Origin of the sequence: Achromobacter sp. JD417 (assembly GCF_041879325.1) — a bacterium.
GTDB classification, from domain to species: domain Bacteria; phylum Pseudomonadota; class Gammaproteobacteria; order Burkholderiales; family Burkholderiaceae_B; genus Achromobacter; species Achromobacter mucicolens.
The window spans coordinates 1,184,325-1,198,441 of record NZ_CP087159.1 but is presented as its reverse complement, the minus strand read 5'-3'; the positions used below and the strand labels follow the sequence as shown (position 1 = coordinate 1,198,441).

The 14,117-nt window shown below is 67.2% G+C and carries 12 protein-coding genes; 9 read left to right on the top strand and 3 right to left on the bottom strand.

The features are described 5' to 3' along the window. Positions 1-72: 72 nt before the first annotated feature. Complete coding sequence (locus LN047_RS05505) at positions 73-864, bottom strand: deaminated glutathione amidase (RefSeq protein WP_063954862.1); 792 nt, start codon at positions 862-864, stop codon at positions 73-75. A gap of 177 nt (positions 865-1,041) precedes the next feature. Between LN047_RS05505 and LN047_RS05500 the strand changes: the two genes are divergently transcribed. From LN047_RS05500 to LN047_RS05460, 9 genes are all read left to right on the top strand, one after another. Continuing rightward, positions 1,042-2,310: an amino acid deaminase gene (locus tag LN047_RS05500; protein WP_373981282.1), complete on the top strand. Its 1,269-nt coding sequence runs from the start codon at positions 1,042-1,044 to the stop codon at positions 2,308-2,310. A gap of 112 nt (positions 2,311-2,422) precedes the next feature. Continuing rightward, positions 2,423-3,982, top strand: a complete 1,560-nt coding sequence (locus LN047_RS05495; RefSeq protein WP_373981281.1) for an ABC transporter substrate-binding protein — start codon at positions 2,423-2,425, stop codon at positions 3,980-3,982. A gap of 93 nt (positions 3,983-4,075) precedes the next feature. Then, complete coding sequence (locus LN047_RS05490) at positions 4,076-5,017, top strand: ABC transporter permease (protein ID WP_056321384.1); 942 nt, start codon at positions 4,076-4,078, stop codon at positions 5,015-5,017. Positions 5,018-5,026: 9 nt separating this feature from the next. Beyond that, on the top strand, positions 5,027-5,896 hold the full coding sequence (locus LN047_RS05485) for an ABC transporter permease (RefSeq protein ID WP_056321381.1): 870 nt from the start codon (positions 5,027-5,029) through the stop codon (positions 5,894-5,896). A gap of 2 nt (positions 5,897-5,898) precedes the next feature. Next, positions 5,899-6,906 (top strand): ABC transporter ATP-binding protein, encoded by a 1,008-nt coding sequence (locus LN047_RS05480; RefSeq protein ID WP_373981280.1) that lies wholly within the window; start codon positions 5,899-5,901, stop codon positions 6,904-6,906. Further along, positions 6,903-7,901: an ABC transporter ATP-binding protein gene (locus LN047_RS05475; RefSeq protein ID WP_152383591.1), complete on the top strand. Its 999-nt coding sequence runs from the start codon at positions 6,903-6,905 to the stop codon at positions 7,899-7,901. The genes LN047_RS05480 and LN047_RS05475 overlap by 4 nt, the downstream gene beginning before the upstream one ends. A 29-nt stretch (positions 7,902-7,930) precedes the next feature. Next, entirely contained in the window at positions 7,931-8,803 is an 873-nt protein-coding gene (locus LN047_RS05470) for a MurR/RpiR family transcriptional regulator (protein ID WP_226848319.1), read from the top strand. 13 nt (positions 8,804-8,816) lie between these two features. Next, complete coding sequence (locus LN047_RS05465; protein WP_373981279.1) at positions 8,817-10,289, top strand: amidohydrolase family protein; 1,473 nt, start codon at positions 8,817-8,819, stop codon at positions 10,287-10,289. A 35-nt stretch (positions 10,290-10,324) separates the two neighbouring features. Further along, positions 10,325-10,738 (top strand): RidA family protein, encoded by a 414-nt coding sequence (locus LN047_RS05460; protein WP_373981278.1) that lies wholly within the window; start codon positions 10,325-10,327, stop codon positions 10,736-10,738. A gap of 335 nt (positions 10,739-11,073) precedes the next feature. Here the strand turns inward: LN047_RS05460 and lolA are convergent, their stop codons facing one another. Both lolA and LN047_RS05450 read right to left on the bottom strand, forming a co-directional pair. Further along, positions 11,074-11,709 (bottom strand): outer membrane lipoprotein chaperone LolA, encoded by a 636-nt coding sequence (gene lolA / locus LN047_RS05455; protein ID WP_056321362.1) that lies wholly within the window; start codon positions 11,707-11,709, stop codon positions 11,074-11,076. Beyond that, the gene (locus LN047_RS05450; RefSeq protein ID WP_373981277.1) at positions 11,709-14,090 is read right to left on the bottom strand and encodes a DNA translocase FtsK; all 2,382 of its coding nucleotides are present in this window, start codon (positions 14,088-14,090) and stop codon (positions 11,709-11,711) included. Before LN047_RS05450 ends, lolA begins: the two co-directional genes overlap by 1 nt. Positions 14,091-14,117 lie beyond the last annotated feature (27 nt).

Here is a 14,117-nt window from a genome sequence, read left to right as displayed (position 1 = left end):
TCAAGTCTGCATTACACCATGCCCGCGCCCTGGCGCCCGCCGGCCGTTGCACCAGCCGGCGGCGTGGCCGCCCTACGCCAGTTCGGGCGGGGCGAAGCGGCGGTTGGCCAGCACGGGCAGCACCTTGCGCGCGTGGGCGAGGCGCTCCGGGTCGATGTCGGCAAAGACCAGCGCGGGCGCTTCGCCGGCGCGCGCAGTGACGACGCCCAACGGATCCACCACCATGCTGCAACCGATGTTGCGCTCGCCGCATTCGCCGGTGGCCGCGACGTAGCAGGTGTTCTCCAGCGCCCGCGCCGTGACCAGGACTTCCCAGTGCATTTCCTTGAGCGGGCCGCGCACCCAGGCGGCCGGCAGGACCAGCAGGTCGGCGCCGTCCAGCGCCAGCCGGCGGGCCAGTTCGGGAAAGCGCACGTCGTAGCAGGTCATGAGACCCACGCGCAGGCCGGCGATGTCCAGCAGCGGCGGGATCTCCGTGCCCGGGGTGACATTGGTCGATTCCTTCATGGTGAAGGCGTCGTACAGATGCAGCTTGCGGTACTGCGACAGGATCTGGCCGTCGCGGATCGTGACCAGCGTGTTCCACACCCGGCCCTCGCCCGTCGGCACATGCACGCACATCATGGTGGCCAGGTCCGACCCGCGGCTGGCATCGAGCAGACGCGTGATGAACGGACCGTCCAGCGGCTGCGCGGCCTTGAGCACGATCTGCGGATCGGTGATGTCGCGCGCCAGGATGCCTTCGGGCAGGACCAGCAGGCCGGCCCCGCCGGCGCGGGCGCGTTCCATCAGATCGATGCAGACCTGCGCGTTTTCTTCCCAGACGCGGCTGACGGCGAACTGGCCCAGGGCGACTTTCAGCATGGCATTTCCTTTGTCAAAGCACAGGCGCGCCTCGAAGGGCGCGCGGCATGGACCTATTTTCCCATCGTCCGGGCGCCATGGCGTACGGGAAACTCCTAGCTCCCGCTTGTAAATTTCTTTCACGATAATGAAAAAAACTGGATTTGACGTAAATATTTTCCATACCGGGCCGCCACCATGACCAACTCCTCCTCTCCCGCAGCTCCCCTGGACGTGAACGGCAAGGGCCTGGGCGCGTTTCCCGAATCCTGTACCACGGCCGACGTGGCGGCGCTGAACTGGAACCTGCTGAACGAGGACGTGAGCCTGCCGGTGGCCGTGCTGTACGAAGCCCGCATGCGCCACAACCTGCAGTGGATGCAGCAGTTCATGGAGGCCTATCACGTCAAGCTGGCGCCGCACGGCAAGACGACGATGAGTCCGGCCCTGTTCAAGCGCCAGATCGACAACGGCGCCTGGGGCATCACCCTGGCGACCGCACCGCAAGTCCTGGCGGCCTACCAGCACGGCGTGCGCCGGGTGCTGATGGCCAATCAGCTCGTGGGCCGCGCCAACATGGCCATCATCGCCCGTTTGCTGGAGGATCCGGCCTTCACCTTCTTCTGCATCGTGGATTCTGCCGCCAACGCCGCGCAGCTGGGCAAGTTCTTCGGCGACGAGGGCAAGGTGCTGCCCGTGCTGATCGAACTGGGTCCGACGGGCGGGCGCACCGGCGTGCGCGACGACGCGCAGTTGCAGGCCGTGGCCGATGAGATCGCCCGCTGGCCCGGCCTGGCGCTGGCCGGCATCGAAGTCTATGAAGGCGTGCTGCAGGAAGAAGGCGCCATCCGCGCCTTCCTGCGCCGTGCCACCGACGCCTTGCGGGGCCTGGCCGCCGCGGGCCGGCTGCGCAAGAGCGGGCCCGCCCTCATCTCCGGCGCCGGGTCGGCCTGGTTCGACGTCGTGGCCGAGGAATTCTCGCAACTGGATATCGGCAGCCCGCTGGAAGTGGTGTTGCGCCCGGGTTGCTACCTGTCGCACGACGTGGGCATCTATCGCAGCGCCGCCGAGCGCATCAACGCGCAGAACCCCGTCGCCCGCCAGATGGAGCCCGGCCTGCAACCTGCCTTGCAGGTCTGGGCCTACGTGCAGTCGCTGCCCGAACCCGGGCGCGCCATCATCGCGATGGGCAAGCGCGACGCGGCCTTTGACGCGGGCCTGCCCACCCCTGCCCTCCTGTACCGGCCCGGTTCGGTGCAGCCCGGCGCGGCGCCGTCCCACTGGAAGCTGTCGGCCATGATGGACCAGCACGCCTTCATGCAGGTGGGCGACGGCGACGACATCCAGGTGGGCGACATGATCGCCTTCGACATTTCGCATCCCTGCCTGACGTTCGACAAATGGCGTCAGGTGCTGCTGGTGAACGAGCACTACGGCGTCACCGGCGTGGCCGAAACCTTTTTCTAGTCCCCCTGCCCGCGGCACCGCGCCAGGCCCACAGGGGACCGCAGCATCCGGGCACCCGGCGCTCATCCGATATCACGCGACAACCTGTTTCTGACCCTCTGGAGAGAGAATCATGAACTTCCGTACCTCCCGGCGAGGCGGTGGGCTGAAGAGCCTGCTCGCGGCCGGCGCAATTGGCTTGACCGCTTTGTCGACCCCCGCCCTCTGTGCCACGCCGGTCAAGGGAGGCACGATCTCTGTCGCCACCATCGGCGAGCCGCCGACGCTGGATCCGATGACCAGCACCGCCGACCTGGTGGGCATCCTGACCCAGCACTTCTTCGAGACGCTGTACACCTTTGACGCGAAGTGGAACCTGACGCCGCTCCTGGCCGACAAGATGCCGGAAGTGTCGGCGGACGGGCTGGTCTACACGATTGCGCTGCGCCAGGGCATCACGTTCCATGACGGCTCGAAGATGGATTCGTCCGACGTGCTGGCGTCCCTGAAGCGCTGGACCGAGACCGCCACGCGCGGCAAGATGGCCGCCAAGATCATCAGCGGCATCGAGGCCCCGGACGCCAACACGATCCGCATCACGCTCAAGCAGCCGTATGCGCCGCTGACCGCGCTGCTGGCCATGAACAACAGCGCCGCGGTCATCATGCCCAAGGGCAAGATTGCGCCGTCTCTGACCGAATTCATCGGCACCGGCCCGTATCAGTTGAAGGCCCGCGTGCCCGACCAATACGTGCAGCTCGTCCGCTTCGAGGGCTACAAGCAGCGCGAAGGCGAGCCCAACGGCTATGGCGGCGCACGCAAGCAGTATCTGGACGAAATCCGCTTCGTGCCGGTCAGCAATGCCAACACCCGCGTCGAAAGCGCCGTGGCCGGCCAGTTCGACTACGTGGACTCGCTGCCCGTGGAATCGCTGCCCAAGCTGAAGAACGGCCGCTCCGACCCGGTCATGCTTAAGCCCTTCGGCTGGCCGCGCCTGGTGCTCAACACCAAGCAGGGCATCATGTCGAACCAGGCCGTGCGCCAGGCGGTGCAGCTTGCCCTGAACGAAGAAGACATGCTGTTCGCGGCGTTCGGTGACAAGAACTTCTACAAGCTCAATGGCGACCTGTACCCGGAAGGCTATCCGTGGGCCACGTCGCTGGGCGGCAAGGTCTACAACAAGGGCGACGCCGCGGCAGCCAAAAAGCTGGTGGACGGGGCCAACGTGCAGGACCGCAAGATCCGCATCCTGACCAGCCAGCAGTACGAGTTCCATTACAAGATGGCGCTGGTGGCCGCCGAATACCTGAAGGCCGCGGGCTTCACGGTGGACATGCAGGTGGTCGATTGGGCCACGCTGACGCAGCGCCGCCAGGATCCGGCCGTGTGGGACATCTTCATCACGCACAGCCCCTTCCTGCCTGAACCGGCGCTGATCGACTTCCCGTCCAAGGACGCGCCGGGCTGGTGGGACACGCCGCGCCGCAACCAGGTGCTGGACGCCTTCAACCAGGCCGGCTCGCAGGAAGAACGCGTCAAGCGCTGGGCCGACGTGCAGCAGGCCGTGTACGACGAAGTGCCGTTCATCAAGGTTGGCGACTTCAACGCCCAGGCCGCGCGCTCGCCCGCGCTGCAAGGCACGCAGGCCGTGCCGTGGCCGTACTTCTGGAACGCCTGGAAGGCGTCCAAGTAAGCGCACGTCCGTCGGGCGGCCGCTGCCGCCCGACGCCGCAGGCACCCGCGCGCGACCCGCTCGCACCCGCGCAATGACCTCTAGGATTTCACCGTGTTGCGTTATCTCTTGAATCGGCTGGTCGGGCTGGTGGCCGTGATGTTCATCGTCGCGACGATCGTGTTCGTGATCATCCGCCTGACGCCCGGCGACCCGGCCGCCGTAATGCTCGGTCCGCAGGCCAGCCAGCAGGACATCGCCGCCCTGCGCGCGCAACTCGGGCTGGACCAGCCTGTGGCGGTGCAGTACGTGTCGTGGCTGGGCAAGCTGCTGCAGGGCGACCTGGGCCAGTCCATCTTCATGAACAAGCCGGTGCTGGCGGCGCTGGCCGACCGCGCCGAGCCGACGATCCTGCTGACGCTGATGTCGCTGTTGATCGCCAGCGCCATCGCGCTGCCGGTCGGCATTCTTTCCGCGGTCAAACGGGGCACCACGCTGGACCAGTCGGTGCTGTCGTTCTCGATGTTCACGTCCAGCGTGCCGAGCTTCTGGTTGGGGCTGCTGCTGATGCAGGTGTTCTCCGTGAAGCTGGGCTGGCTGCCGGTGGCCGGTTATGGCGGCCCGGACGCCTCGCTGGCCACGCGCCTGTCGCACCTGATCCTGCCTGCGGTTGTGCTGGGCCTGGTGAATTCGGCTCTGATTACCCGCTTCATCCGCGCCAGCATGCTGGACGTGCTGCGCGACGACTATGTGCGCACGGCGCGGGCCAAGGGCCTGCCGGAACGCAAGGTCATCCTGAAGCACGCGGTGCGCAACGCGTTGATCCCGATTCTGACGGTGCTGGGATTGACCACGGCGTTGCTCATCAGCGGCGCGGTTGTGACCGAGACCGTGTTCGGGCTGCCTGGTGTCGGCAGCCTGGTGGTGTCGGCGGTGCTGCGCCGCGACTATCCGGTCATCCAGGGCGCGCTGCTGATCATCGCGGCGATCTACGTGCTGATCAATCTGCTGATCGACCTGCTGTACCTCGTGGTCGACCCCCGCGTGCGTTACTGAGCCATCGACATGACGACTGCAACTTCCATGAATCCCGGCGCGGACCGCTGGCAGGTCCTGCGCCTGCTGGTGGCGCGCAAGACGGTGCTGATCAGCCTTATCGTGATCGTGGTGCTGGCGGCCGCCGCGCTGCTGGCGCCGTGGATCAGCCCCTACGACCCCTTCAAGCTGTCCATCATGAACCGCCTGAAGGCGCCGGGCGCCGCGCACTGGTTCGGCACCGACGACTTCGGCCGCGACGTTTTCAGCCGCGTCATCCACGGCGGACGGCTGTCGCTGATGGTGGGCTTTTCCGTCGTCATCCTGTCCAGCGTGCTGGGCATTGCGCTGGGGCTGATCGCGGGGTTCTTCCGCACGGCCGACAAGTTCGTGTCGCGGCTGATCGACGCGATGATGGCGTTCCCCGATATTTTGCTGGCCATTTCGCTGGTGGCCGCGCTGGGCCCGTCGCTGGTCAACGTGGTGATCGCGCTGGGCATCGTGTACACGCCGCGGCTGGCGCGCATCGTGCGGGCCTCGACGCTGGTGATCCGCGAACTGCCCTTCGTGGAAGCCGCCCGCGCGCTGGGCGTGCCCACCTGGCGCATCGTCACCGTGCACGTGCTGCGCAACCTGGTGTCGCCCATCCTGGTGCAGGGCACCTTCATCTTCGCGTACGCCATTCTGGCCGAGGCCGGCCTGTCGTTCCTGGGCGTGGGCGTGTCGCCCGACATTCCGACCTGGGGCACCATGATCAACGCGGGCCAGCAGTACATGGGGTCGGCCGACTGGATCATGATCTTTCCCGGCATCGCCATCGTGCTGTCCGTGCTGTCGCTGCAACTGGTGGGCGACGGCCTGCGCGACGTCCTCGATCCGCGCCTGCGCAAGGAGCTGTAAACATGACCGCAAGCACCCGAGACATCGTGCTGTCGGTGCAAGGCCTGAAGACCTGGTTCCACAGCCGCGACGGCATCGCCAAGTCGGTGGACGGCGTCACCTTCGACCTGGCCCGCGGCGAGACGCTGGCCATCGTCGGTGAATCCGGCTCCGGCAAGTCCGTGACCAGCCTGTCCATCATGGGCCTCTTGCCCAAGCCGGCTGGCCGCATCGAGGCCGGCAAGATCCTGTTCCGCGACCGCCAGGGTGTGCAGCATGACCTGGCGCACGCCACGCCCGCCACGCTGCAACGCATCCGCGGCGCCGAGATCGCGATGATCTTCCAGGAGCCCATGACCAGCCTGAACCCGCTGTACACCGTGGGCGACCAGATCGCCGAGGCGGTGCTGCAGCACGAAGGCGGCTCGCGCGCCGCGGCGCTCAAGCGCGCCCGCGAGATGCTGGAGCGTGTGGAGATCCCGGCCGCCGACCGGCGCGTGAACGAGTATCCGCACCAGATGTCGGGCGGCATGCGCCAGCGCGTGATGATTGCGCTGGCCCTGGCCTGCAATCCCGCCGTGCTGATCGCCGACGAGCCCACCACGGCGCTGGACGTGACCGTGCAGGCGCAGATCCTGGACCTGCTACGCCGCCTGCAGGCCGAGATGAACATGAGCATCCTGTTCATCACGCACAACCTGGGCGTGGTCGCCGAGATCGCGCATCGCGTGGCCGTCATGTATGCCGGCCGCGTGGTCGAGGACGCCGGCGTCTACGACCTGTTCGAAAAGCCCACGCATCCCTACACGCGCGGCCTGCTGTCCTGCCTGCCGACCTCCGCGCTGCTCGCATCCGGCGAGCGCCTTCGCGCCATTCCCGGCAACGTGCCCAGCGTGCTGGCGCTGCCGCCCGGCTGCACCTTCGCGCCCCGCTGCCCGCTGGCGGCGGACGACTGCCGCGCCGGCGTCCCCGATCTGGTGGCGGTGCGGCCTGAACACCGCGCGCGCTGCATCAAGGTAAATCCGCTATGACGAGCCCATCTACTCCCCGCGCCGCCGCGCCGCTGGTGCGCATCGACGACCTGAAGGTCCACTTCCCGACCTCGCAGGCGCGCAACGCCCCGGTCGTGCGCGCCGTGGACGGCGTGAGCTTCGACGTGCCGCGCAACACCATCGTCGGTCTGGTCGGCGAATCCGGTTCGGGCAAGACCACGACCGGCCGCGCCCTGCTGCGCCTGTTCGCCCCCACCGCCGGACGCATCGTGTTCGACGGGCAGGACATCACGACGCTCAATGAAAAGCAGATGCTGCCGTGGCGACGCCGCATGCAGATCGTGTTCCAGGACCCGTACGCCAGTCTCAACCCGCGCATGACGGTGGCCGAGATCCTGGGGGAAGCCCTGGACACCCACAAGCTGGCGCAGCACCGCCGCGCCGAGCGGATCGGCGAATTGCTCGAACGCGTCGGCCTGAACGCGGACCACAGCCGCCGCTATCCGCACGAGTTCTCCGGCGGACAGCGCCAGCGCATCGGTATTGCCCGCGCGCTGGCGGTGGAGCCGGATTTCATCGTGGCCGACGAGCCCGTATCCGCGCTGGACGTCTCGGTGCAGGCGCAGGTGCTGAACCTGCTGCAGGACCTGCAGCGCGACCTGGGCCTGACCATGCTGTTTGTCGCGCACGACCTGGCGGTGGTCGACTACCTGTGCGACGACGTCGTGGTGATGTATCTGGGCCGCGTCATGGAACGCGGGCCGACCAGCGAGGTTTATGCGCGCCCGCGCCATCCCTACACCCGCGCGCTGCTGTCCGCCGCCCCCGTGCCGGATCCGCGCGCCCCGCGTTCGCGTATCCTCCTGAAGGGCGACATCCCGAGCCCGGTCAACCCGCCTTCCGGCTGCGTGTTCCGCACGCGCTGCCCCCATGCCATCGACGCCTGTGCGGCGGCAGTGCCGCCGGCCGTTGGCGTGAGCGCGGACCACCACGTGTCCTGCATCCGCCTCGACGATCCCGCGCTCGCGGCATGAGTCCGCCCGAATTGATCCAGGAACCACACATGAACATCATCCGCGACATCGTCTTCCAGATACGCAGTCGGCGGGACGCATTGAGCGTGACAGAACGCAAGGTTGCCGACGCCATCCTGGACGACATCATCTGGAGCGCCAGCGCCACGGTGGACCAGCTTGCCGCCAAAGCCGGCGTCAGCATCGCCACCATCTCGCGGTTTGCGCGCACCGTCGGCTGCGACGACACGCGCGACCTGAAGATGAAGCTGGCGCAGGCCAGCACGGTGGGCAGCCGGTTCCTGGACCCCAGCGCCCCGGCCGAGGAAAGCACGTTCTACGCGCGCATCTACGCCGACATCGAAAGCACCCTGCGCGCGCATCTGCCGACGTTCACCGAGCAGCTATTCGAAGCCGCCGCGTCCATCGTGGACGGCGCGCGCATGATCTACGTCTTCGGCATGGGCGGCGCGTCGGCAGTGCTGGCGCAGGAAGTCCAGTCGCGCCTGGTGCGGCTGGGCTATCCCATCGCGGTCTACAGCGACGCCGTGCTGCTGCGTATGGTGGCGGCCACGCTCGACGAGCGCGACGCCGTGCTGGTGCTGTCGGCCTCGGGCCTGACGCCCGAGATCGTCGGCGCCGCGCGCATCGTCAAGCAATACCGCGCGCGCATCGTCGCCATCACCGATGCGTCGTCCGAACTGGCGAAGCTGGCCGACGTGGTGCTGCCCATCCGCACCGACGAGACCGACTTCATCTACAAGCCTTCGGCCTCGCGCTACGCGATGATGCTGGCCATCGACCTGCTGTCGACCGAACTGGCCATGCTGAACCAGGAAGAAAACCGCGAACGCCTGCGCCGCATCAAACTGGCGCTGGACGAACACCGCGGCGGGCCGAACCGCCTGCCGCTGGGCGATTGATCGGGAATCCACGATGTACGACACCCTTATTGGCAACGTCCGGATCCTGGACGGTTCGGGCGGCCCCGAATACCGCGCCAGCGTCGCGCTGGCCGGCGGCCGCATTGCCGCGATCGGCGAGCTGCCCGGCGCGCCGGCGCGCCAGCTCATCGACGGCACCGATCTCGCGCTGGCCCCGGGCTTCATCGACGTCCACACCCACGACGACACCAACGTCATCCGCACGCCGGACATGCTGCCCAAGCTGTCGCAGGGCGTGACGACCGTGGTGGTGGGCAATTGCGGCATCAGCGCCTCGCCGGTCGCGCTGCGCGGCGAGCCGCCCGATCCGATGAACCTGCTGGGCAAGCGCGAGGACTTCCGCTACGCCACCTTTGCGGACTACACGCGCGCGATCGAAGCCGCACGGCCGGCCGTGAACGTTGCCGCCCTGGTGGGGCATACGGCCTTGCGCAGCAACCACATGGACCGGCTGGACCGGGCCGCGACGCGCGACGAGGTGCTGGCAATGCGCGCCCAACTGCGCGACGCCCTGGCGCACGGCGCGATCGGCCTGAGCACCGGCCTGGCCTATGCCTCGGCGTTCGACGCGGACACGGCCGAGGTCAAGCTGCTGGCCGAGGCGCTGGACGAATTCGGCGCGCTGTACACGACTCACCTGCGTTCGGAATTCGCCGCCATCCTGGAAGCCATGCAGGAGGCCTTCGACATCGGCCTGCACGCGCGCGTGCCGGTGGTGGTGTCGCACCTGAAGTGCGCAGGCGCCGGCAACTGGGGCCGCACGAAAGAGGTGCTGTTCGCGCTGGAAAACGCGGGACGCATGCAGCATGTGGGCTGCGACTGCTATCCGTATTCCGCCAGTTCGTCGACGCTGGACCTGAAGCAGGTCACGGACGAATTCGATATCGACATCACCTGGTCCGAGCCGCATCCGGAACAGGCGCGCCGCAAGCTGGCCGCCATCGCGGCGGACTGGGGCGTCACGCTGCTGGAGGCCGCCAAGCGGCTGCAACCGGCTGGCGCGGTGTATCACAACATGCACGAGGACGACGTGCGCCGCGTGCTGTCGCACCGGCTCACGATGGTGGGGTCGGACGGACTGCCCAACGATCCCATGCCGCATCCGCGCCTGTGGGGCGCCTTTCCGCGCGTGCTGGGCCATTACAGCCGGGACGTGGGCCTGTTTCCGCTGGCGCAGGCCGTGCACAAGATGACGGGGCTGTCCGCCGCGCGCTTCGGGCTGGCCGAGCGCGGCTTCGTGCGCGAGGGCCACCACGCGGATCTGGTGCTGTTCAACCCCGATACCGTCATCGACCGCGCGACTTTTGCCTCGCCCGTGCAGACCGCGGCGGGCATCGAGGCCGTTTGGGTCAATGGTGTCCTGTCGTACCGCAAGGGCCAGGCCACCGGCGAGCGCGCCGGCCGCTGGCTGCCGCGCAGCGGCGACCTGCGCGCATCCTATCCCGCCATTGCGGCTGCGTCGTAGCGGCCGCCCCCGGACCACTTCAAGGAGAATCCTTCATGAGCGCTACCCCCACTCCCGACAACAACGGCATCACCCGCTACGGCGTGGCCGGCGGCACCGGCCAGGGCGGCTCGCACATGCCCTTTGCCCGCGCGGTCGGTGCCGACGGCTGGCTGTACGTTTCCGGCCAGGTGCCGATGGAAAACGGCGAAGTCATCGAAGGCGGCATCGTGACGCAAAGCCACAAGGCCATCCAGCAGGTGCTGGCCATCCTGCAGGAAGCCGGCTACGGCCCCGAACACGTCGTGCGCTGCGGCGTCTGGCTGGACGACGCGCGTGACTTTGCGTCGTTCAACAAGGTGTTCAAGGAATACTTCGGCGCAAATCCGCCGGCGCGTGCCTGCGTGCAGTCGAGTTTGGTGGTGGATGCAAAGGTGGAAGTCGACTGCGTGGCGTATAAGCGCGCTTGACACGCAGGCAGGTCGCGGTAGGTGTCTGACACCCCTGCGACGCCGGCTCAAGCTGACGGCCGTCTCACACGGGTGTCAGACACCGGGTTCAATGCGCGGAAGGTGTCTGACACCCCTGCAACGCCGGCTCAAGCTGACGACCGTCTCACACGGGTGTCAGACACCGGGTTCAATGCGCGGAAGGTGTCTGACACCCCTGCGGCGCCGGCTCAAGCTGACGGCCGTCTCACGCGGGTGTCAGACACCGGGTTCAATGCGCGGCTACCGCCAGACACGGCATGCCAAATAAAAAATGCCCGGTTTCCCGGGCATTCTGCATTGGGCCAACACTGCCCCTACATCTTCACCACATCCACGCCCTTGGGCGCGGTGAACTGGAATTCCTTGGCGGGCAGTTGCGGGTTGGGCTGGATGGCCGACAGGTCGACGCGGGTGGTCTGGCCGAACGAGTCGAGCAGTTCCACGCGCACGGGCAGGTTGTTCTTCATGCCGATGTCCACGCGCGAGAAACCGGCGTCGGCCGTGCGCGGCTTGGCGCGCAGCCAGTCGACGCCATCTTTGGCCGGCAGCGCGCTGACGTCGAAGGACTGTTCCAGCGAGCCCGAGCCGAAAAGAATGGCCGCGGGCGACGTGCCGATGGCGGCGTCGACCTTGCGCTCGGTGACCTGGGCCAGATCGGGGTCGAACTGGAAGACCTGGCGGCCGTCGGAAATGACCAGTTGCTCGTAGGGCTTTTGCACGGCCCACTTGAATTTACCGGGGCGCTGAAACGAGAACACGCCGGTCTGCGCGGGCTGGGTGCGGCCCTGGTCGTTGACGGTGTACTGCGAAAACGACCCGGTGGCCGCCGTGACCGTGGACACGAAGTTGCGCAATTGCTCTTGCGCGCTGGCTGCAAGCGCCAGGGCGGGGACCAGGGCCGGAGTCAGGCCCAGCACCGCAACGGCGGCCAGGCGTTGAAACGTCTTCATCATGCTTCCTCTCGTGCGGCGGCTGCGGGAACCAGGATCTCGCGGTTCCCGTTGGATTGCATCGCCGACACCATACCCGATTGCTCCATCTGCTCGAGTAACCGTGCCGCACGGTTGTAACCAATCCGCAGATGACGCTGCACCAGCGAAATGGACGCGCGGCGGTGCTTGAGCACGACTTCGCAGGCCTGGTCGTACATCGGGTCGGATTCCGCGTCCCCGCCGATGCCCGTGACGCTGCTGGCGCCCTCGGCGCCATCGCCGTCCAGCCCGCCTTCCAGGAGACCCTCGACGTAGTTGGGTTCGCCCTGCGACTTCAGGCTTTCGACCACGCGATGGACTTCGTCGTCGCTGCAGAACGCCCCGTGCACACGCACCGGCAGACCGGTGCCGGGTGGCATGTAGAGCATGTCGCCCTGGCCGAGCAAGGTTTCCGCGCCCATCTGGTCAAGAATGGTGCGCGAGTCGATCTTGGACGACACCTGGAACGCGATACGCGTGGGGATGTTGGCCTTGATGAGGCCGGTGATCACGTCCACGCTGGGACGCTGCGTGGCCAGGATGAGGTGGATGCCCGCCGCACGCGCCTTTTGCGCCAGGCGGGCGATGAGTTCTTCGATCTTCTTGCCCACGACCATCATCAGGTCGGCCAGCTCGTCGATGACGACCACGATGGTGGGCAGCGGCGACAGGGGCTCGGGCTGGTCCGGCGTGAGCGAGAACGGATTGGGGATCGGTTCCTCGCGCTTGATCGCGTCGCGGATCTTGGTGTTGTAGCCGGCCAGGTTGCGCACGCCCATCTTGCTCATCAGGCGATAGCGCTTTTCCATTTCGCCCACGCACCAGTTCAGCGCGTTGGATGCCTGGCGCATGTCGGTGACCACCGGCGCCAGCAGGTGCGGGATGCCTTCGTAGACGCTCATTTCGAGCATCTTGGGGTCGATCAGGATCAGGCGGGTATGCGAGGCGTCGGCCTTGTAGAGCAGCGACAGGATCATGGCGTTGATCCCGACCGACTTGCCCGAACCGGTGGTGCCCGCCACCAGCAGGTGGGGCATCTTGGCCAGGTCGGCCACCACCGGGTTGCCGGCGATGTCCTTGCCCAGCGCCATGGTCACGACCGAATGGCTGGCGTGGTAGGTCTGCGAACCCAGGATTTCGGACAGGCGCACCATCTGGCGGCGCGGGTTGGGCAGCTCCAGCCCCATCAGGTTCTTGCCCGGTATGGTTTCGACCACCCGGATGCTGACCAGGCTGAGCGCGCGCGCCAGGTCCTTGGCCAGGTTGACGATCTGGCTGCCCTTCACGCCGGTGGCCGGCTCGATTTCGTAGCGGGTGATGACGGGGCCGGCCTGCGCCGCGACCACGGTGACCGACACGCCAAAGTCGGCCAGCTTCTTTTCGATCAGGCGCGAGGTGAACTCGATGGTCTCGGCCGACACGGTTTCCTGGTTGTTCAGGGGCGGATCGAGCAGGCCAAGGGTGGGCAGATCGCCTTCGGCGCCGCCGGTGGGCGGGAAGAACAGGGATTGCTGCTTTTCCTTTTCGACGCGCTCGGACTTGGGCACCACGGTGATGGCCGGTTCGATGCGGACCGGCTGCTCGTGCACCAGTTTTTCCTGCTTGGCCACCACCTGTTCGGTGCGCACGGCCTTGGCGACTTCACCGACCTTGCGGTCCTGGCGCGCGGTGTAGGAGTTGCGCATCTTGCGGACCAGGCCTTCCAGCCAGGAACCGACGCGCTCGGCGACCGCCAGCCACGAAAACGAGAAGAACAGACTGAGTCCGATGGCCAGCATGACCAGGAAGGCCAGCGTGGCGCCGGTAAAGCCGATGCTGCTGCCGATGAGGTCCGCCAGCATCTGGCCGATGACGCCGCCCGCGCCGCTAGTCGTTTCCGACGCGCCGGGCAGGTGCGTGCCGCGGCTGGCCAGGCGCAGGGCTTCCATGCCCAGCGAGCCCATCATCAGCAGGAAAAAGCCAATGCCCTCTTCCCAGTGAACGCGCGGCAGCACTTCGGGTTGCTTGCTGTTGGCCACGCGCAACTGCGCGGCCAGGCGCCGGTAGCCAGCCCGCACGCGATGCAGCAGCAGGACGACCCACCACCAGGCGGAGAAACCAAAGAGATAGAGGAGGATGTCCGCCAGGTAGGCGCCCAGGCGTCCGCCCTGGTTGCGCACGACATCGCCCGGAACCGAGTGCGACCAGCCAGGGTCGGACGCGCTCCAGGTGGCGAGCACCAGGGTAAGCCAGGCCGCCAGGGCGGCAAAGAGGATCCAGCGGGCTTCACGCAACAACGCGGAAATGCGCGTTTGCAGCGGCGAGGGTCCGTTGCGGGTGTTGCGCGAGGCGCGCGGAGAAGCAGTCGAGATACGCGGCATGCGGCTCATTATAATTGGGCGTTACCC